The sequence below is a fragment of the Vibrio quintilis genome (assembly GCF_024529975.1).
Taxonomy (GTDB): domain Bacteria; phylum Pseudomonadota; class Gammaproteobacteria; order Enterobacterales; family Vibrionaceae; genus Vibrio; species Vibrio quintilis.
Map to the genome: position 1 here is coordinate 3,754,768 of NZ_AP024897.1, position 20,180 is coordinate 3,774,947.

The following is a 20,180-nucleotide window of genomic DNA, read 5'->3' on the forward strand; positions in this document are numbered from 1 at the left end:
AATATGATAGACAGAGGATGTCATGTCAGCAAAACATCCAATTATTGCGGTCACCGGCTCTTCAGGAGCAGGAACGACGACAACATCAGAAGCATTTCGCAAAATGTTTAATATGATGAAGATTAAATCAGCCTGGGTGGAAGGTGATAGTTTTCACCGGTTTACCCGCCCGGAAATGGATGTAGAGATTCGTAAGGCCAGAGAACAGGGACGGCACATCAGTTACTTTGGTCCTCAGGCCAATGATTTTTCTGCCCTGGAAGAATTCTTCCGGGAATATGGCCGTTCAGGCACGGGAAAGATTCGTCGATATCTGCATACATTTGATGAAGCCGTTCCATATAATCAGACTCCCGGGACATTCACGCCCTGGCAGGAGCTGCCCGATGATACCAACGTATTATTCTATGAAGGGCTACACGGCGGTGTCGTTGATGGCGAAATCAACGTATCACAGCATGTTGATTTTCTTATTGGCATGGTACCCATAGTGAACCTGGAATGGATTCAGAAATTTGTTCGCGATACCAGAGATCGGGGGCACTCGAAAGAAGCCGTGATGGACTCGATTGTCCGTTCAATGGATGATTATCTGAATTATATTACACCTCAGTTTTCCCGGACACATATCAACTTTCAACGCGTTCCGACTGTCGATACATCAAACCCGCTGAGCGCAAAAGGCATCCCCAGCCTCGACGAAAGCTTTGTCGTAATCCGGCTGCGGGGAATTAAAAATGTCGATTTCCCCTATTTACTCGCCATGATTGATGGCTCGTTCATGTCCCGGCATAACACCATTGTTGTACCGGGCGGAAAGATGAGTTTTGCCATGGAGTTAATTGTCCGGCCAATTCTGCAAAAATTAATCGAAACAGGAAAAATTGGTTAACCCGGGCTAAACCAGACGACATTCTATATTTTACTTTTCATACCGTGACACTGAGCACATTTTGTGGGATAAATTTGCAGTGGTCACACGATAAAAATCAAGAAATTGTGCCAGAAAAACGATACTATTTTTAATAGCGAAACAGAAGACGACTTGCACGCTTTCTAAACACCTCTTATGCTAGATTTTTATATCAATGCTTTAGCTTAAGAACACGGAAAGTAGCAAGCATACCCTGCAGAGGAAGAGAGATATTATGGTTCTAGGTAAACCTCAAACCGATCCAACTTTAGAGTGGTTTCTTTCACATTGTCATATTCATAAGTACCCATCAAAGAGTACGCTCATCCATGCTGGTGAAAAAGCAGAGACGCTTTACTATATCGTAAAAGGTTCTGTTGCAGTTCTCATTAAAGATGAAGAAGGGAAAGAAATGATTCTTTCCTATCTGAATCAGGGAGACTTCATTGGTGAACTTGGTTTATTTGAAGAAGGTCAGGAACGTACAGCCTGGGTTCGGGCGAAGTCCCCATGTGAAGTTGCTGAGATTTCATTTAAGAAATTCCGTCAGCTGATTCAGGTCAATCCGGACATCCTGATGCGTCTGGCCGGACAAATGGCAAGCCGTCTTCAGGTGACAAGTCAGAAAGTCGGTGATCTGGCATTCCTTGATGTGACGGGCCGTATTGCACAAACACTACTCAACCTTGCAAAACAACCAGATGCAATGACTCACCCTGATGGCATGCAAATAAAAATAACACGTCAGGAAATCGGTCAAATTGTAGGTTGTTCACGTGAAACGGTTGGTCGTATTTTAAAAATGCTAGAAGAGCAGAATCTAATTTCAGCACATGGTAAAACCATTGTGGTTTACGGCACACGCTAATTAGTTATTTTCTGATTTTCTCTGTTTAAAAAGCCACTTTTTAAAAGTGGCTTTTTCATATCTGTCAGATATTCGCTATAATAATCAGGATTAAAAACTGACAGTTAGTGTATGTTATTCGTACTTTCAAATATCTTATCTGCAGATGCTGCTACAAATCCCGGATACAACACACCATTATTCATAGGGTAACGTTTAGCAAATTCGTAAAAACCACCCGGTATCAATAACTCAGCGTCTGTAAACTCGACTGCGACTTTATCTGCCATTGTCGACGACTGTTCCAGAAAGACCGCCGGTGAACCTTTAATTTCCCCGCCGGCAGTATTCAGTGAGAAACCATTGTCATTTAAATAGCGATTCACTTCGGCTATATGCCTGAACTGATTCAGCTGATTCACACTTACAGTGAAATGGTTCGCACCGTATCCATGAGCTGCAACCCAGGCTGCATACTCACTTTCTTCCGACAATATATGGTACTGCTCCAGCGAAACAGGCCACAAACGCCCGCCATATAAAAAAGAAGCATCAGATACCATCTCAGGTTTGATATGAGCGACCAGACTCTTGATTATTTTTTGCAGAGGCACCGGACAATGTTCTGTTTCCAGCTCGCTGATAAAAACCTTAGGTTGCTTTGGATCCGGATGTTCAAAATGTTTTGCGTTCAGTTTTTTTGACTCAAAATGATAATGACCTTTTTCTTCATACCCCATTTCAAGAAATGGTTTTGCCAGTGTACTCATTCGTACAGGATCTAAATTAAATGTTCGCAGTGCAATATGATCATTCACCAATGGCTCATTTTCCTGCAATAACTGGTGAACCCGACAAGCTGAAGGACATAGCCTGGTAATATAATCTTGCCACATGGCTTCAAACAATATCTCCGGTGTCATAAACACCTCCTTATCCAGTTGCAGCCCCGGTTCAGCTTTCCCGATCAGTGATGCCGGGAACTCAGGGGGCTTTCAATGATTCACTAAGATACGAACCCGATCTCCGTTATCCACCAGCAAAGCTTTCGCCGCCTCAGAAGAAATCATCACATTTTCACGGTCTTCATCCAGCAATACATCAGCCATGACGGCTCTGAAGTTTTCAACTGAAGTATTGCTGACCAACACAGACATACCATGCACTTTATCCTGAATGATGACCTTCGCTGAAAAAGAGTTTCTTACTGAACGAATATGTTTCAGGTGGCATTCCACCGTAGGGCCAGCATCAAAAATATCCACATAATCCCGGCAGGTAAACCCTTCATCTTCGAGAATTTTTAATGCCGGCCGCGTCTTATCATGGACCTGGCCAATCACAGCCTGCGCTTCTTTACTCAGTAAATTGACATAGATGGGTAACTTAGGCATTAAATCCGCGATAAACCCTTTATGACCAGAGCCGGCAAGATAGTCAGCCAGTGTAAAATCAATCCCGAAAAAGTGTTCCTGTAACCACTGCCAGAAAGGTGAGTTTCCCTGCTCATCAGAAACACCCCTCATTTCTGCAATGATAGTTGAAGAAAATCTTTCCGGGTGTTCTGCCATCATTAAAAAGCGACATTTGGACATTAATTTACCATTCAGGCCTTCCCGGAAACGCGGTAAAAGAAACAGAGAACAAAGCTCGGAACAGCCGGTATAGTTATTACCAAAACTTAATAATTTGACAATTTTATTCACGCCTAAACGACGGGAGGAGTGAACAATAGTATCAATATGATAACTATAAAATGGCAGATCCCAGCCTACTGAAGCTTCAATCGCCGTCGTTCCGACTGCAACGCCACTTTCGGAATCGATACCGACCATCAAATAACCTTCATCAGTTGGTGCTGTAATATCCGCTTTGGCAAAGCTATATACAGAATGTTCGATACGGTAATTCAACAGCTCTTCATTTTCCGGCAATGAAGTAAAGCCATGACCGGATTCAACAGCACAACGATGGAGTGCGCTATAATCAGCCAAAGCAATGGGACGAATAATCAACATGACAATCTCTCCCCTGATTTGTTGTTATCATTTAAGAATAGCTCAATATAAACAAAACCTTGGCTAAACTTTGCTATGACAGTAAAAGTCAGATATCACAGTCTGACATGACAGATACAGCCCCCGCTTTGCTGAGGCATTTTCAACCATCAGAAAAGCAGCCATCAAGAAACAGGGATAAAAAAAGCGGACCAACTGGCCCGCTCTGTTCTATTCAGAAAATTCATTGTCATCAGGATGCGGTAAATACAGCAGCTATCGCCTGTTCCAGTCTGGATAAACCTTCTGTAATGTCTTCAGGTGAAATTAATAATGAAGGTGTAAAACGAACCACATTTGGCCCGGCAACTAAAACCAGCAGACCGGCTTTACCCGCAGCGACCAAAATATCCCGCGCACGCCCTTGCCAGGAATCATTTAAAGCTGCGCCAAGCAACAAACCGCGCCCGCGCACTTCACTGAATATCGGATATTTCGCATTGATCCGCTCCAGCCCTTCACGGAAGCGTTGCTCTTTCTCTTTCACACCCTGTAAAACTTCAGGCTGAGAGATAACATCAACCACGGCTTCTGCCACTGCACAGGCAAGCGGATTACCGCCATAAGTTGAACCATGAACACCCACTTTAAAATGAGCTGCAATCTCCGCCGTTGTCAGCATTGCACCGATAGGAAAACCACCACCCAATGATTTTGCCGTACTTAAGATATCTGGCGTTACACCAACACTCTGATAGGCGTAAAAATCACCGGTCCGGCCATTTCCCGTTTGTACCTCATCAAAAATCAGCAGGGCATTATGCTGAGTACACAAGTCTCTGACTGCTTGAATAAATTCCGGCGTCGGAGAAATAATACCGCCTTCTCCCTGCAGAGGTTCCATCATCACAGCGCAGGTTCTGTCCGAGATCTGAGCCTTAAAAGCTTCCAGATCATTGTAAGGAAGATGAATAACATCTGATGGTTTTGGTCCGAAGCCATCGGAATAAGTCGATTGGCCGCCAACAGTAACGGTAAAAAATGTCCGCCCGTGGAAACCCTGCTCAAACGCAATAATTTCAGATTTTTCCGGTCCATGATTATCAACAGCCCAGCGACGCGCCAGCTTTAATGCAGCTTCATTGGCTTCAGCTCCGGAATTGGCGAAGAACACTTTCTCTGCAAAACTTAGTTTGGTCAGTTTCTTTGCCAGACGCAGTGCAGGTTCATTGGTCATTACATTACTCAGATGCCACAATTTGTTTCCCTGAGTTGTTAAGGCCTCAACCATCGCCGGATGACAATGCCCTAAACAGCTGACGGCAATCCCACCAGCGAAATCAATATACTCTTTGTCTGCCTGATCCCAGACTCTTGAACCCTGCCCCCGAACCGGAATAATTTCCATCGGGCTATAGCAAGGTACCATCACCTCATCAAATGTGGCCCGATCGACTTTATTTTCCATTGTCATTCACTCATTCCTCTTATTACTTAACAGAGTCATAACCAGCAATATAATCAATCCATGAATTTATTATAGATGAAGCATTATCCTGTTATGACTGACAATTATTTTTGTCACAATTAATCAACAATTTATCATAAAAACGCGCTGCAGGAACCCCAATATGCCTGACCTGCTCACTTCAAACCATACCGCAAAAATAAATATGCAGTAATAATAATTTTTTTAATTCATGAAAATATCTATACGCTTCATTCTTATGAAAATATAAGTAATGTGGAGTTAATAAATAAGCATTCAGAACATCAAAAAATTCTTGAGTAATTCCCTGCTTTACTTATCAATATTGTCAGAAACGGTTACCTGGAAAGGTCAACTCCCTGGCATTTTCATCAGCGACGTAAAAAATTAGCCAGCAATTCATGTCCCTGTTCTGTTTTGATCGATTCCGGATGGAATTGCACCGCATCCAGCGGGAGTGTCCGGTGCTGATACCCCATGATTTCATCAACCTTTCCATTCTCCTGCTCAGTCCAGGCAGTGACTTCAAAACAATCGGGCAATGTTTCCTTCTCAACCACCAAAGAGTGATAACGGGTGACGGTTAACGGATCATTCAGCCCCTGAAACAATCCGGTGTGATGATGACGGATTTGTGAAGTTTTTCCGTGCATCACCTGGCGGGCACGAATCACACTGGCGCCATATGCCTGAGCAATTGACTGATGGCCAAGACAAACACCTAAAATTGGTAATTTACCTGAGAAATGACGCACAACCTCAAGCGAAATACCAGCGTCGTCGGGCGTACAGGGACCGGGAGAAATCACCAGATGAGAAGGATTTAAAGCCCGGATACCATCAATATCAATCTGGTCGTTGCGGATAACACGCACATCCGCGTCGAGCTCACAAAAGTACTGGTACAGGTTATAAGTAAATGAATCGTAATTATCGATGATGAGTAACATAGGCTGGCTAATATCCTGACCGGGTTTCTGGCGCTTATTGTGCAGAATACGCCTCATAAATCAAGAATCATCCGCAGCAGGCTGACCAGCAGCTTCCTCTTTTACCGGAAAACAGGTTGCAATCCGTGCAACTAACCAGGCAATGAATGTAGATTGTGCATCTGTGCGGATCTCGGTGCCGGCATCAGGCAGATGCAGAATGACATAGCGGAAGCCGGAACGAACAAAACCAAACGGAGCAATCAAACGGCCCTGTTTCAGGTCATCAGCCACAAGCGGGTAAGATGCGATCGCCATTCCCAAACCATCTCCGGCCGCCTGAAGAGAAAAATAAAAATGCTCAAACGATTGATATTGTTCAGAAAAATCTGGCGCAGCGAAACCAGGGGCAGAAGAACAGGCAGTGAACCAATCATGCCATGCTTCGGGACGGGTTTGTGTATGCAGACATTTCACAGCTTCCGCAGTCGCCTGATACCTTTGCCAGTACTGCGGAGAGCAAACCGGACCGATCCATTCATCCACCAGTTCCGTAACCTGATAACGGGCGTCAATAGGGAAATCATTCCGTCGGATTGCCAAAGATATTCCTGAATATCCCAACGTGACCGGACCACCCGCCGTCGATAAACGGACATCAATGCCGGTCTGATGATAAAACTCATCCAGCCGGGGCATCAGCCACCGCATTGTTAAAGTCGGTTCACAGGAAACATCCAGTGCTTTCAGGTCTTGCTGTTTAAGCTGCTGCAATCCTTCTTCCAGCGCATTAAATGCCGTTTCAGTATATTTTTGCAGTAACTGACCCGGATTAGTCAGATGCATCTGACGTCCTTTCCGTTCAAACAATTGCTGACCGGTATATTGTTCCAGCACTTTGATCTGCTTACTGACAGCACCATGTGTCAGACACAAGCGTTCCGCAGCTTCTGTAAAGCTGGCTGACTGTGCAGCGATATGAAAAACATGAAATGATTTAAGATGCCTCATCTGTGAACTTTTCTCACAACATATCAGAGTTCATTTCGATTATAGACGCCCCTGAAATATATACAATGAAAGCTCATAAACATTACATATGGGGAAAATATGACATCTCTGACTCTTGCCATATTAGGTCTGCTTATCGTTATCAGTCCGGGGGCTGACTTTGCTTTAGTCATAAAAAACAGTGTGATCTATGGCCGCAAAGCAGGTATAAGGACATCATTGGGAATCAGCCTTGCTATCAGCATGCATATCGCATACTCCCTGCTCGGAATTAGTTACCTTATTTCACAAAATCAGTGGCTTTTCTCCTGTATCCGTTACGCGGGTGCTGCCTATTTGGTTTACCTGGGAATCAAAGGATTATGTGAAAAAGTGCCTCAGCCTCATTCAGTGAACAAAACTCCGGATGTCAGGCAACCCCGGACCTTCTGGCAGGGATTCTTTTGTAATGGGATGAATCCGAAAACGATGCTGTTCTTCCTCAGTATTTTCAGTCAGTTGCTCACTTCTGACCAGATATATACTCAGCAAGCGCTGCTTTACGGCCTTTATCTGATGGTTTTACATGGTGTCTGGTTTTGTATCGTGGCCTGGTTTGTGACAACGCCAAAGATACAAAACCTGTTCAGACGATTCGCTCGTCCGGTTCAGCGGCTGACCAGCCTAGGGTTAATTGGTTTCGGCACATTGTTAGCGATTCGCCAATAAGTAATTCGTTAACAAGTAATTCATTAACAAGCAATTCGTCAATAAAAAATCCCGTCACCAGTTCATTGATGACGGGATTCGTATATACCCAGGCAGTGCCTTGGTCAGAAACCAATCCATTCTCGCTGAACATGGATCTTGAGGTCAATTAGGTATATCAGGCAATACTGTCAGAAAACTTATCCGGGGGAATTATCCCCAAACCTGCTGGGCAACGTCTTTGACTAAGGCAATTTTATCCCACTGCTGCTGCTGAGTGAGCTCATTGCCTTCTTCTGTTGAAGCAAAACCACACTGAGTACTCAGACATAAATTCTCCAGCGGCACATACTGAGATGCTTCCCGGATACGGGTAACAACTTCCTCAGCCGATTCAAGCTTTCCGACTTTGGATGAAACCAGCCCAAGGACAACTTTCTTACCGGCAGGCAGCGCTGCCAGCGGAGAAAAGTCACCGGCGCGATCCGTATCAAATTCAAGGTAATAGGCGGAAACTTTATCTTCAGCAAACAATGCATCTGCAACCGGCGCATAACCACCGGAAGCCGCCCATGTTGAACGGAAATTCCCGCGGCAAACATGCGTTGTCACCGTCAGGTCATCAGGTAAATCCTGCAAGGCAAGATTGTTGACTTTCAATAGCTTTTCCTTAATCTCTGCAATACTTGCTGCATGATCGAAATCATGTGTATCGCCGCACGAGCAACCTAAATCACCCAGATTTTCGCCTTCCACAGCTGCTGCTGCAATTTTAGGATCAGTCAACATTCCCCAGGTACAATCATCCAGCTGCAGGCTTCGGCAACCCGCAGCGTAAAGTTCATGGATGAATGACTGATACGCTGAAGCCACATCCCGGATTAAATCATTCTCATCCGGATAAAAAGATCGGGTATTTTCGGCATTACAGGGGCGTTGCAGCTCTTTTAAAAACTGAGCTGGCGCAGGTACAGTCAGTCTTGGAATGATATCGCCTTCCACCAAAGGGAGCAGAAATTTAAAGTGTTCGATAAAAGGATGGTTTTCACCGGTAATTTTTCCCGTAACCCGGATACTTTCCGGACGGGCATTCCCTTTGGAGAAGTTATATCCCTGGTCAATTGCACTTTTTTCAATCCCATTCAATCCCCACATAAAATCCAGATGCCACCAGCTACGGCGAAATTCACCGTCTGTCATAACCTGAAGACCCGCAGCTTTCTGCCTTGTCACCAGCTCAGTAATGGCACGATCTTCAACTGACGTTAATTCAGCCTGAGTGATTTGTCCTGAAGAAAATTGTTCCCGGGCCTGATGTAAATAATCCGGGCGAAGATAGCTGCCGACTACATCAGCACGAAAAGGGGGAATTGTATGTGACATCATTATTTCTCAGTTTTTCTTATAAATCATTTCCTTAGGGTACGACTTCATATTCCTTCATCATATTGAGATTTATTCACAAACAAGTTGAATAAAATTCATCATATACAGCGCAATTAATATAATACCTATCCGGCTGAACCGGGTATCGTCCCTGAATCAAAAAAGGGGCTTATCGCCCCTTTCATCATCTCCTGAACAAATCCATTATTTGATTGTTCGGCGTCTCCAGCCAATAATCCCGGCCAGAAATGCCAGAATCCCGGTACCGGCTGCACCACCAACCTTCAGTTCAAGTACTGCCGGATCATGGTCAGAAGAGCGGAACTGATCTTTATACTTTGGTAAATCACCTTTGTAGTCATCAGTGTAATCAAACAGGTTCGACTCACCGCCATTGATGTGCCAGTCAGTGGCATCAACCACATACGGTCTCAAATCCGGACTGATAAGTAAGTGATCCATTGCACCAACTTCATCATTGTAAGAGTAGCTCCAGCCATCACAATGCAGCATATCCACGGCATTAATAAAGCCATAGCTTTTTTCTATCACGGCACCCTGATCACCAAACTGCACTTCGCCATCAATATAAGTATTACGGGCAGCACGAATAGATTTACCATATTTCACCGGATCATAATCGGTCAAAATCAGCATTGGGTCTTCTTTCGCATAAGAGTTCAGATCACCGAGAATCACTTTATAGCCATCAATTGTTTCTAAAGCATCCCCCAGTGCAACAGCTGCGGCAACCCGGAAGTTCTCGCAAGCCCCCTGATAATCCGGATCGCTCATTCCCTGACCGCCATCACTGACAGGGGCAGCATCTTCCCAACACTTCGAACCTTTAGATTTGAAATGGTTCACAGCAACGGTTAACTCTTTATCCAGCCCGTTAATCGTGAAGGTTGGCGCTAAAGTCTGACGTTGATAATTCTTACCATCTTCAATCACTTTGCCATCATCATCCAAAACTTCAGGAGCCTGCTGGCTTGGCATCGAAATGACCCGGCTTTTCTCAAGAGAAACCATACTCTTGCGATAAATAACCCCGGTTGTAATCACATCAGTACCAACAGAATCGTCTTTATTAATCTGACCATCCTGATTGGTATCAACCTCAACCACGCTGTAATGTCTGCTACTATCAGCTAACTGAGCATTTAACTGATCAACGAGCTGGTGGATCGCGCCGGCATCACCAAACCCATTATTTTCAATTTCCATTAAACCGATAATATCAGCATCCAGTTTAACGATGGCATTAACAATTTTTTCCTGTTGTACTTCAAACTCAGCATAACTTTCAGCACCACGATTATCGCCGTGTGTATTTGCATCTCCGCCAAAAGGTGAATTGAAATAGTTCAGCACATTAAATGAGGCAATCCGCAAATCCCCGGCTTCAAGCTCAGGCGCGTCAGTACGTGGGTCATGATGAATAAAATTACTGTCTGACAGTTCATTGGTGACTGTCAAACGGTACTCTCCGTAGCTGTAATTCAGCACACCTTCAGCACCAGCCAGCGTATCATCAACACGGATATAATCTTCCGTCGAACCATCCTGATCGGCATCAGTCCGGCCAAATTCAGGATAGTAAGGGATCACACCATTGGAAGCTTTCTGATCGGACTCAACAAACAGACGGCGCTCGCCGTTATCAGTCCGTAACACCTGAGATGCTTCAGAGCCTGCTGCATACTTCTGGTTCGGGTGCATATTGATATGCCCCTGAGCCAGTACCATATTGTTCCGGTAAGCGTCATAATCATACTTAAACGTCCGGGTCACCCGCATATCCAGAGATTCGGTTGTTTTTACCAGCATCCCTTCATAACGTTCCAGAGTCTGATCAAAGTTCTCATCCGTCGGCAGAATTTCTATGGCTGTGGCTTCCGGAGCGGATTGTGTTCCCTGGGTTTTCCACTGTTGATCTTCAGCTTTCAGCTGCGTCTGATGATAGTACTCCTGCACTTTCCCTTTCACACAGACGACATCACCGGGCTTCAGATCACTGGAAGACTGATTTGTATAGACAAATAAGCCTTCTGATGTATTCGGGTTGTAATCATTCTCAAGCGCCTGCAGATAAAAACCTTTATTCAGCCCCGTTGTAACCGCACTAACAATGCCCTGAACATAGTAATCATCATCTGTGATATATGACGAATCTCCAATCAGAGGAGATTTATCTCCTTCCCCCTGAATCGCCTGAATGGATGTAAATTCAGGCGTATTGCCATCATCCGTTGTACAGGTAAAAGACTGAGAGCTACTGCTGCTATTCAGGCTTCCCAACCCTTCAATATTATTTTTTTCCAGCGAGTCCCATTGGGAAGCCTGATAGTCGGGTGAAGCGGTTAACTCATCAGCCCGGCGGACTAATGTGACATCTTTGCCCCAATTGCTTCCGCCCATGGAACCGATCATGTCATAGACTTCATCGTCTTTAAGCAATGCAACCGGATCATTACCATTAAAGCTGGCAATTGTATTATTTGTTTCATCCGTGACTGCCAGAATGTCACTATTGGCCTGAGAATTGGCAATCACCAGCACATCGTTCGCTGCAATAACTTTGCCTGCCAGCGACAGTTCACTGTCCCACTGGCCGCCGCCATTTCTGGATACCGCAATCTTAAAATGATCCAGTGTTACCGGCGCTTCACCCGTATTTGCGATTTCAATTGCCTTATTGTAAGAAGAACCTTCCACATATTGTGATATCACGACATCGGCGATTGCTGGCTGTGCAATTGCTCCCGATATGAATACGGAAAGTAGTGATAGCGAGAATTGTTGTTTCATTGGTTTATTCCACCTGAAGTTGCGTTTTTAAATATCCTTATTTTTAAAAAAATGCTTAATTCATCACATTTTTTTAAGGAATTTATAATAAATCCATGTCCAGTGTTTACTCTTTTTATGAAACTAAAAACACACTTTCGTTAAAATGTGAAACAGATCGAATAAATATGTAAAATGATCTCTGCAGATGTGAACTGATTCGTATTGATATATTTAAGCAACCTGAAGATGCAGGTTGTTTGGGTATACAAGACACCTGTCAATAATCAGAGAGATAAAAGGCAGAAGAAAAACAGAGAGAGACAGAAAGGAGGGGTATTTATTACGAAGCAGAGCAGTATTTCTTTTTTCTCATTCTGCCCATTAGAAAATAAAAAAACCCGGCATCACACCGGGCCACCAAAAAAACGTTAACTTATGCTTTCTTCAACGCTTTTTTGATTTTTTTCACTTTTGCTTTCGCTTTTTTCAAAGTTTTTTTCAACTCTTTTTTAGTCTTTGCCATTATTTTCTCCTTAGTGAACCACTCATGGTGAGATTGATCAGGCTGGTATAGCAACGCTCCATGCGAGATCAGTGAGTTATATCAGTCGGCCGGTGCTGAGTAATAAAATGTTTAATAAACTTTCTTATTTCTCTGGCTGCTGAAGTATCCAGTTCTTCACATAATTCAACAAAAATATCCCGCTCCTGCCGGTTTATCCGCAGCACGAGCTGGCTATCTTTTTTATTTGACGTTTTCTTCTTTTTTCCGCCCATAATGTGAAGACTTTGTATATACAATATATATAGGTTAGTACACAATCCGGAAAATGCCATAAAAAAACCCCACTTAAATAAGCAGGGTTGATAAAAAGATCGATTTGAACTCAGGAATAGGAAATAAAACCAACTAAGTCATAAACCTTTTTCAATGTCTCAGCCGCACGTGCAGAAGCCTTTTCAGCCCCTTCGCGCATCACATCATTTAAATAATCATGTGACTCGCGGATACGGTGATATTCCGCCTGAACCGGTTCAAGCATTGCAACAATCGCTTCTCCAACATCTTTCTTGAACGGTCCATACATGTCGACGTCCTGATATTTTGCTTCAATTTCATCAAAGCTTAATCCGGTAGCCGCTGAATATAAGCCCATTAAGTTTGAAATACCGGCCTTGTTTTCAATGTCATAACGAATTCGTGGTGGGGTATCCGTATCGGTTTGCGCCTTATTAATCTTCTTCACGATCGATTTTGGCTCTTCCAGCAAGGTAATGACATTTTTCCGGTTGTCATCGGACTTAGACATCTTCTTCGTCGCATCCTGCAGACTCATTACCCGTGCATTCACGGTTGGAATGTACGGCTCAGGGACAACAAATACCGGCTCGTCCGGACAATAGATATTGTTAAAGCGGGTCGCAATGTCTCTCGCAAGCTCCAGATGCTGTTTCTGATCGTTACCAACCGGCACCTGATGAGCGCCATATAGCAGAATATCCGCAGCCATCAGAACCGGATAATCAAACAAGCCGGCATTGACATCGTTGGCATAACGGGCAGATTTATCTTTAAACTGAGTCATCCGGCTCAGTTCACCCATCTGAGTGTAACAATTCAGAAGCCAGCTTAACTGAGCATGTTCCGGAACATGAGACTGAACAAATAAAGTACTCTTCTTCGGATCAATGCCAACAGCCAGGCAGATTGCCAGTGCATCAAGTGTTGCTTCATGTAAAGCTTTTGGATCCTGACGAACGGTAATTGCATGCAGATTGACCACACAATAATGACAATCGTATTCATCCTGCATTTGTTGCCACTGACGAAGAGCACCCAGGTAATTACCAATACTCAGTTCACCTGACGGTTGAACACCACTAAATACAATGGGTTTGCTCATGAGAATAATTCCTTTGACTTCTAAAATTCTTTAATTACAAAACAGATAGATAATAAATACGGTTCAGATAAATACCCGCAACATCCAAGTGTACTCATTGACAAGTATTTTACTAGATTTTTTATGCGGCTCAGGCTGAAACGAGAACAATATCGAGCAATTCTGCGATATTATCCGCAACATAGTCAGGCCCGGCGTCAGAAATAGGCTGACCGTGGTTATAACCGTAGGTCAGCCCGAACGAAGGGCAGCCTGCATTCTTTGCAGCCAGAATATCATTCTTCGAATCTCCGACCATCACCATTTGCTCCGGCGTGCAGCCATACTTCTCCAGCAGCCAGTTCAAGGCGATTGGATCAGGTTTTCTTTTTTCAAAATCATCTCCGCCAATCACATCACTGAAATAGGCTGCGATTTGGTGTTGCTGTAAAATCTCCGGAACAAAATGAGAAGGCTTATTGGTCACAACAGCAAGCGTAAATCCTTCCTGATGCAGTTTTTCCAGTGTTTCTTTTACTCCGGCATACAACTGACTGAGCCGATGACCCGTTTCGGCATAAAAGCGATCAAAATAGACCCGGGCCTGTTGAAGTAACTCTGGTCCTAAATCAGGATGAACCTCCAGACTTTGGCTGATGGCGCGTCCAATCAGAATATCAGCACCATTACCGACATAATCACGAACCTGAGACTCGGATACTCCCGGATAACCAAGCGCACGAACTGCCTGATCAGCAGCAATTGCTAAATCCGGCACACTGTCTAACAAGGTTCCATCTAAATCAAACACAACTAACTTTGGTCTTTCTGACGACATGAAATGATTCTCCCAAACAGGTAAAGCATGACCGATAAGTTCCGGAGAATTCAGCGGCCTGCTTTCTTTATTTATGCTTAACTTTCTTTATTTATACTTAACTTTATTGATACAGGCTTAACTTTACTGAAATATGTTTATACCCAAGCAACCTGAAGATGCAGGGTTGTTTGGGTATACTTGAATGACAATTTAACGGGATACTTTTTCAAGTTCAGTTCTCATCGCAGAAATAACCGCCTGATAATCCGGCTGACCGAAAATCGCAGAACCAGCAACAAACATATCTGCACCCGCCTCAGCAATTTCACCAATATTATCGATTTTGACACCGCCATCAACTTCCAGACGAATCGCTCTGCCTGAGTCCTGAATCCGCTGGCGAACTGCCCGTAATTTATCCAGAGTTGAAGGAATGAATGACTGCCCGCCAAACCCAGGATTGACTGACATTAACAGAATTAAATCCACTTTATCCATCAGGAAATCAAGATGGTTCAGCGGTGTTGCCGGATTAAGAACCACACCGGCCTGGCATCCATGTTCTTTGATCAGCTGTAAGGTTCTGTCTACATGTTCTGACGCTTCGACATGAAAAGTAATCATTGAAGCCCCGGCTTTGGCAAAATCAGCAACCATGCGATCAACAGGCTTAACCATCAGATGCACATCGATTGGTGCCGTAATGCCATAATCTCTCAAAGCTTTACATACAGGAGCACCAAATGTCAGATTGGGCACATAATGATTGTCCATGACATCAAAATGAATGACATCAGCCCCGGCATTGAGCACATTCTCAACATCTTCTCCCAATCTTGCTAAATCTGCGGAAAGAATTGAAGGAGCAATCAAAAAATCTTTCATACCTCTGGCCTCTGTATTTTTACAATCGATAAGTTAAATTTAGGGTTGCCTGCATCATTGCAAGGCAAACCTGTCTTATTTTATCGGAGGGAAAGAAAGGATGATAGAGCCCGGATAATGAACAGTAAGAATTATTGCTCTGATGCCGCTGAGAATAAGGCCAATAGCTCATCAACTTTATTCCGGGAAGAGCCATTCCGGCTGATGGTCCGCTTCACTTTGACAACATTCAGCTGCGCGCCGTGATACAACCGCCGGGTCAGAATCGTATCATGGTTTGAAATCAGCACGGGCACGCTCCTGACCTTTGCTGTTTTCTCTGCAATATCAGCCAGAGCAGCTTGATCATCAAGAGAAAATCCATTCCCGGCGTACGATGTAAAGTTTGCTGTATTTGATAACGGCGCATATGGCGGGTCACAGTACACAACACTACGGTTATTCGCCTGCTCAAAAGTTTCTTTATAGCCGGTACAAACAAAAGTGGCTCTTTGTGCTTTTTCAGCAAAAAACTCAAGTTCAGACTCTGGGAAATAAGGCTTTTTATAGGAGCCAAAAGGGACATTAAATCCCCCTTTTTTGTTGTACCGGCAAAGTCCGTTAAATCCAAAACGATTCATATACAGAAAGGCAAGAGAACGATACATCACATCATCAGTTCCATTAAACTGCTGACGCACCGATAAATAGGCTTCTTTCCGGTTGTTCTCCGGTATAAACCACCTTTTAGCCTCTGATATGTATAATTCAGGGGAATTTTTAAGCAAGTTATACAGATTGATTAAATCAGGATTAATATCCGCCAGTATATACTTATCATAATCTGTATTTAAAAAGATCGAACCTGCACCGACGAATGGCTCAACCAGTACATCAGCCATCGGCAGATACCGCCGGATATCATCAACAAGACTATACTTTCCCCCAGCCCACTTGAGAAAGGCACGATGCTTCTTCATGTAATGCTTTAATTCCCCATGATTAACAAGGCTGCGGAATGTAACATATTTTCCGGCGATACTCAGATTTATTTAGCACGCTCGATTTCCCGGTGCACCTGGCGGATTGATTTCGCCCATGGCCCTAAAGCCTGTAAATTCTCCGGCAACGTCAGTACTGCATCACGCGCCAGCTGAATTGTCGGATAATTCTTATAGGTAATCATGTACCAGTTTGTATTGCTTCTGACGGCCGCATACACATGAACCTGACCCTGTAAGCCATAACGCCTGATGAAATCATCAACTTCTCTCACAGAATTAAATGCTGCCAGTTGCAACGTATAACTGCGGTCAGACATGTTCAGCAACGCCTCCTGATCATCACTGAAACGATCAGCAGTAGAAGATGTATCTGACTGATTGCGCGATACCCGTATCCGGATCTTATTTCCTTCTCCGGAAGTCGCAGACTTCTGTTCAGAAACAACAGCGGGCTCAGGCATATCCGCAATATTCACTTCTTGTGGCGACGCTTCATCTTGCGACTTATTTGCATTGTCTGATGCATTGTCCCGTAACGCTTCGGAAATATCAGATACCATGTCATCACTCACAACCATCTGAGGCGGTGGTGATACTTCGCTGGCAACCTGATGTAGTTGTGTCGTATCCGATTTTTCAGGTTTCCCTTCCATCAAAGCATCGACGACTTCTGAACTGACAACAACACGCCGTCCCTGATCATCTACGCCAACATTTGCTGTTTGCGACACGATATCCGGAGGAAGCGCACCTGAATCATCTAAAGGATAAGCACCCGTTTTCTTTTTGTCCCCGGACGGAGAAGAAGTATCTGCGGTGTTGACCGCTCGCGCCTGTCCGGAAACCTGATCAGAGTCATCCGCATCAGATGATTCAGATTCAGGTAATGTCGGAATAACCGTTTGAGCATTGGATTCTTTCGTCGCGGTATGAAGTATATCCGGCGCCTGATTTTCAGATAACATCCACCAGTATCCGGCGCCGACTAACAAACAGACCAGCAAAAAAATCAATGCAATTTTTGCCGGAGAGCCAATTATCGAGCGAATAATAATTCGCTTTTCCATTTTCTGATCTCCTAATGCCATGATGTCACCCGGCGTTTTTTTAGTTCGGCTGAATGATCGGCGTAACTGTTGTTCCAGTTTAGGATCGACATAGCGCATCACTAAAAATTCAAAAAATCGCTCGGCATCTTCCTGAGCCAGTGTATCAATTTCCAGATCAACAGGCTTATTCTCTTCCCCGTCAGACAGACGGGACAGTAATTTATCCAGGCTTTTTGGTAACGAGAAAAGCACAATATTGATCGTCCAGTCAGCTCGTTTCTGAGCTTCAAGGACTAATGTCCATAACTCAGAAATCAGCGTTTCAGACAGAATATGAGCATCATCAACCACGATAGCAATATTGCATTCTTCGTCGCCCAGCACAGCTGACAAATTGCTGGTAAGTGACTCATCAACATCGAACTCAGCCTGAGGAGCAATCTGAGTCAGAATCGTGGAACGCCACTGATATTCATCCTGACCGGGATAACACATCAGCAAAGACTGATTCTTATCATCAGCCCAAACTTCAAGATAGCGTTGTGCTATCCAGGTTTTGCCCGCTCCCGGCGCACCAGAAACCGCAATAAAATTTGAACCAAAACGAGTCAGCAACTGGATGCGTTCTAACAAATCTGTCTGAGACTGCAATTCCAGTACCCGTTCATCTGCCAAACTCATGAAATTTTCCTACTGAGTGAATGAAGCATATTGAGATTACAAATGACGGCAATAATCAATGGCCTGTTCAAGTACAGATTCAGGAATGCCGGATCTGACCTCAGCTTTGCCTATATCGATTGGCAGAACAAATCGTATCGTACCAGCCAAAACCTTCTTATCTCGCTTCATATGTGTCATAAAATCAGAAAAAGACATTTCATCAGGTGTATTGACCGGCAGTTTCGCTCTCTTCAGTAAAGAAAGCACCCGATCAAATTGCTCACCTGATATTAAGCCTTGCAACTGAGCTGTTTTAGCCGCCATCACTGTACCCGCAGAGACAGCTTCGCCATGTAACCAATTACCATACCCTAATTGCGCTTCAATCGCATGACCAAATGTATGACCCAGGTTCAATAATGCACGAATTCCGGACTCTTTTTCGTCTAATGCGACTACTTCTGCTTTGATTTCACAACAACGTGCAATGGCATAAGTCAGCGCTTCATGGTCCAGTGTATACAACGCATCTAAATGAGCTTCTAACCAGCTAAAAAACTCAGCGTCATAAATGATGCCGTATTTGATCACCTCGGCCATACCAGCTGCAAACTCCCGCGGCGGCAAAGTCGCAAGACAATCAATATCGATAATCACTGCCTTTGGCTGATAAAAAGCGCCAATCATATTTTTTCCCATCGGGTGATTCACTGCTGTCTTTCCACCGACAGAAGAATCAACCTGAGAAAGTAATGTTGTTGGAATCTGAATAAAATCGACGCCACGCTGATAACATGCGGCAGCGAACCCGACCAAATCACCAATCACACCACCACCTAAAGCGATGATGACAACATCCCGGCTATAATTGTTCTCAATCAGATAAGTCATGACTGTATTGAAAACTTCCAGGCTTTTATATTGTTCACCATCAGGCAGTTCAAGCAAAGCGGCTTTACATCCGCGCTGTTCGAGCATCCCGGTGATTTGCCGTGCATACAAAGGCGCGACCGTGACATTAGAAATCACAACCACATTCTGGTTGGGGGATAAAAAAGAAAGAAGTGCCGGATCATTAAATAATCCGGCCCCGATCGAGATAGGATAACTACGTTCGCCCAGACTGACCGTAATTTGCGCCATAATAGCACTCCGAAAAATTAAAAAAACTTATTGTTCTTCTAACATTTTTACGATCTGATTGGCTACCACTTTTGCACTTTGATCATCAGTTCTGACCGTAATATCAGCAATTTCCTCATATAAAGGATTACGATCAGATGCCAGGTCTTCCAAAACTTCACGAGGGTTCTGAGTTTGAAGCAATGGACGTTTTTTATCCCGGCTGGTTCGTGCAAGCTGCTTTTCAATTGTCGTTTCAAGATAAACAACGACACCACGCGCAGAGAGACGATTCCGGTTTTCTTTACTTTTTACTGAGCCTCCTCCAGTCGCAAGGACAATACCCTGCTTTTCTGTCAGATCGTAAATAACCGTTTCTTCGCGTTTACGAAATCCTTCTTCACCCTCGACATCAAATACCCAGGCGATATCTGCGCCAGTCCGTTCTTCAATAACAGTATCCGAATCGACAAACTCCATATGAAGCTGTTGCGCAAGATACCTGCCTATTGTGCTTTTGCCGGCTCCCATAGGACCAACAAGAATAATATTACGTTTTTCGGCCATTTTAGCAGTAATTACAATATAAAATTCAATGCCATCGCCACAAGCTAATTCTGGTATATCAATGGTTGAATCGGGTTTGTGGCACCAATTCCTCACAGACAATTCGTGATAAGACCCGAAATTATCTAGATCTGAGTCGATTAATGCAACTTAATT

Annotated in this window: 17 protein-coding genes; 3 read left to right on the forward strand and 14 right to left on the reverse strand. The window is 44.0% G+C overall.

The window, feature by feature from the left end:
• Positions 1–22 precede the first annotated feature (22 nt).
• Positions 23–892 (forward strand): phosphoribulokinase, encoded by an 870-nt coding sequence (locus OC443_RS17185; RefSeq protein WP_073579705.1) that lies wholly within the window; start codon positions 23–25, stop codon positions 890–892.
• 256 nt (positions 893–1,148) lie between these two features.
• The gene (gene crp / locus OC443_RS17190) at positions 1,149–1,781 is read left to right on the forward strand and encodes a cAMP-activated global transcriptional regulator CRP (protein WP_038179153.1); all 633 of its coding nucleotides are present in this window, start codon (positions 1,149–1,151) and stop codon (positions 1,779–1,781) included.
• A gap of 104 nt (positions 1,782–1,885) precedes the next feature.
• Here crp and OC443_RS17195 read toward each other — a convergent pair whose 3' ends face one another.
• The 5 genes from OC443_RS17195 to OC443_RS17215 all read right to left on the reverse strand — a co-directional run bounded on the left by OC443_RS17195 (position 1,886) and on the right by OC443_RS17215 (position 7,186).
• Positions 1,886–2,683 carry a DUF1338 domain-containing protein gene (locus OC443_RS17195; protein WP_073579704.1) on the reverse strand — a complete coding sequence of 266 codons (798 nt, stop codon included), beginning with the start codon at positions 2,681–2,683 and terminating at the stop codon, positions 1,886–1,888.
• A gap of 72 nt (positions 2,684–2,755) precedes the next feature.
• Positions 2,756–3,778: an arginine N-succinyltransferase gene (astA, locus tag OC443_RS17200; RefSeq protein ID WP_073579703.1), complete on the reverse strand. Its 1,023-nt coding sequence runs from the start codon at positions 3,776–3,778 to the stop codon at positions 2,756–2,758.
• A 232-nt stretch (positions 3,779–4,010) separates the two neighbouring features.
• Positions 4,011–5,231, reverse strand: coding sequence for an aspartate aminotransferase family protein (locus tag OC443_RS17205; protein WP_073579702.1), 1,221 nt, complete (start codon positions 5,229–5,231; stop codon positions 4,011–4,013).
• A 386-nt stretch (positions 5,232–5,617) separates the two neighbouring features.
• A complete protein-coding gene (locus tag OC443_RS17210) occupies positions 5,618–6,196 on the reverse strand; it encodes an aminodeoxychorismate/anthranilate synthase component II (protein WP_073579701.1) in 579 nt (192 codons plus the stop codon).
• Positions 6,197–6,256: 60 nt separating this feature from the next.
• On the reverse strand, positions 6,257–7,186 hold the full coding sequence (locus OC443_RS17215) for a LysR family transcriptional regulator (protein ID WP_073579700.1): 930 nt from the start codon (positions 7,184–7,186) through the stop codon (positions 6,257–6,259).
• 99 nt (positions 7,187–7,285) lie between these two features.
• On the opposite strand from OC443_RS17215, the gene OC443_RS17220 reads away from it, so the two are divergent.
• Complete coding sequence (locus OC443_RS17220; RefSeq protein WP_073579699.1) at positions 7,286–7,894, forward strand: LysE family translocator; 609 nt, start codon at positions 7,286–7,288, stop codon at positions 7,892–7,894.
• Positions 7,895–8,086: 192 nt separating this feature from the next.
• Here the strand turns inward: OC443_RS17220 and OC443_RS17225 are convergent, their stop codons facing one another.
• From OC443_RS17225 to aroK, 9 genes are all read right to left on the reverse strand, one after another.
• Positions 8,087–9,259, reverse strand: coding sequence for a 5-methyltetrahydropteroyltriglutamate--homocysteine S-methyltransferase (locus OC443_RS17225; RefSeq protein ID WP_200796873.1), 1,173 nt, complete (start codon positions 9,257–9,259; stop codon positions 8,087–8,089).
• Between the two features lie 204 nt (positions 9,260–9,463).
• Complete coding sequence (locus OC443_RS17230) at positions 9,464–12,070, reverse strand: ExeM/NucH family extracellular endonuclease (protein WP_073579697.1); 2,607 nt, start codon at positions 12,068–12,070, stop codon at positions 9,464–9,466.
• Between the two features lie 869 nt (positions 12,071–12,939).
• The gene (gene trpS, locus OC443_RS17235; RefSeq protein ID WP_073579694.1) at positions 12,940–13,956 is read right to left on the reverse strand and encodes a tryptophan--tRNA ligase; all 1,017 of its coding nucleotides are present in this window, start codon (positions 13,954–13,956) and stop codon (positions 12,940–12,942) included.
• A gap of 130 nt (positions 13,957–14,086) precedes the next feature.
• Complete coding sequence (locus OC443_RS17240; RefSeq protein WP_073579693.1) at positions 14,087–14,773, reverse strand: phosphoglycolate phosphatase; 687 nt, start codon at positions 14,771–14,773, stop codon at positions 14,087–14,089.
• Positions 14,774–14,965: 192 nt separating this feature from the next.
• Positions 14,966–15,640 (reverse strand): ribulose-phosphate 3-epimerase, encoded by a 675-nt coding sequence (gene rpe / locus OC443_RS17245; RefSeq protein WP_073579692.1) that lies wholly within the window; start codon positions 15,638–15,640, stop codon positions 14,966–14,968.
• A gap of 131 nt (positions 15,641–15,771) precedes the next feature.
• Complete coding sequence (locus OC443_RS17250) at positions 15,772–16,599, reverse strand: Dam family site-specific DNA-(adenine-N6)-methyltransferase (RefSeq protein WP_073579691.1); 828 nt, start codon at positions 16,597–16,599, stop codon at positions 15,772–15,774.
• A gap of 68 nt (positions 16,600–16,667) precedes the next feature.
• Entirely contained in the window at positions 16,668–18,353 is a 1,686-nt protein-coding gene (locus OC443_RS17255; RefSeq protein ID WP_073579690.1) for an AAA family ATPase, read from the reverse strand.
• A gap of 36 nt (positions 18,354–18,389) precedes the next feature.
• Positions 18,390–19,478, reverse strand: coding sequence for a 3-dehydroquinate synthase (gene aroB / locus OC443_RS17260; RefSeq protein WP_073579689.1), 1,089 nt, complete (start codon positions 19,476–19,478; stop codon positions 18,390–18,392).
• A gap of 27 nt (positions 19,479–19,505) precedes the next feature.
• Positions 19,506–20,024, reverse strand: a complete 519-nt coding sequence (gene aroK, locus OC443_RS17265; protein WP_073579688.1) for a shikimate kinase AroK — start codon at positions 20,022–20,024, stop codon at positions 19,506–19,508.
• Positions 20,025–20,180: the final 156 nt, after the last annotated feature.

Excerpts from the sequence above, each read along its gene's own strand:
- OC443_RS17240 (WP_073579693.1), bottom strand. The coding sequence starts at position 14,773 with ATGTCGTCAGAAAGACCAAAGTTAGTTGTGTTTGATTTAGATGGAACC.
- crp (WP_038179153.1), top strand. The coding sequence starts at position 1,149 with ATGGTTCTAGGTAAACCTCAAACCGATCCAACTTTAGAGTGGTTTCTT.
- OC443_RS17250 (WP_073579691.1), bottom strand. The coding sequence starts at position 16,599 with ATGAAGAAGCATCGTGCCTTTCTCAAGTGGGCTGGGGGAAAGTATAGT.
- aroK (WP_073579688.1), bottom strand. The coding sequence starts at position 20,024 with ATGGCCGAAAAACGTAATATTATTCTTGTTGGTCCTATGGGAGCCGGC.
- aroB (WP_073579689.1), bottom strand. The coding sequence starts at position 19,478 with ATGGCGCAAATTACGGTCAGTCTGGGCGAACGTAGTTATCCTATCTCG.
- trpS (WP_073579694.1), bottom strand. The coding sequence starts at position 13,956 with ATGAGCAAACCCATTGTATTTAGTGGTGTTCAACCGTCAGGTGAACTG.
- OC443_RS17205 (WP_073579702.1), bottom strand. The coding sequence starts at position 5,231 with ATGACAATGGAAAATAAAGTCGATCGGGCCACATTTGATGAGGTGATG.
- astA (WP_073579703.1), bottom strand. The coding sequence starts at position 3,778 with ATGTTGATTATTCGTCCCATTGCTTTGGCTGATTATAGCGCACTCCAT.
- OC443_RS17230 (WP_073579697.1), bottom strand. The coding sequence starts at position 12,070 with ATGAAACAACAATTCTCGCTATCACTACTTTCCGTATTCATATCGGGA.
- rpe (WP_073579692.1), bottom strand. The coding sequence starts at position 15,640 with ATGAAAGATTTTTTGATTGCTCCTTCAATTCTTTCCGCAGATTTAGCA.
- OC443_RS17185 (WP_073579705.1), top strand. The coding sequence starts at position 23 with ATGTCAGCAAAACATCCAATTATTGCGGTCACCGGCTCTTCAGGAGCA.
- OC443_RS17255 (WP_073579690.1), bottom strand. The coding sequence starts at position 18,353 with ATGAGTTTGGCAGATGAACGGGTACTGGAATTGCAGTCTCAGACAGAT.
- OC443_RS17195 (WP_073579704.1), bottom strand. The coding sequence starts at position 2,683 with ATGACACCGGAGATATTGTTTGAAGCCATGTGGCAAGATTATATTACC.
- OC443_RS17220 (WP_073579699.1), top strand. The coding sequence starts at position 7,286 with ATGACATCTCTGACTCTTGCCATATTAGGTCTGCTTATCGTTATCAGT.
- OC443_RS17210 (WP_073579701.1), bottom strand. The coding sequence starts at position 6,196 with ATGTTACTCATCATCGATAATTACGATTCATTTACTTATAACCTGTAC.
- OC443_RS17215 (WP_073579700.1), bottom strand. The coding sequence starts at position 7,186 with ATGAGGCATCTTAAATCATTTCATGTTTTTCATATCGCTGCACAGTCA.
- OC443_RS17225 (WP_200796873.1), bottom strand. The coding sequence starts at position 9,259 with ATGATGTCACATACAATTCCCCCTTTTCGTGCTGATGTAGTCGGCAGC.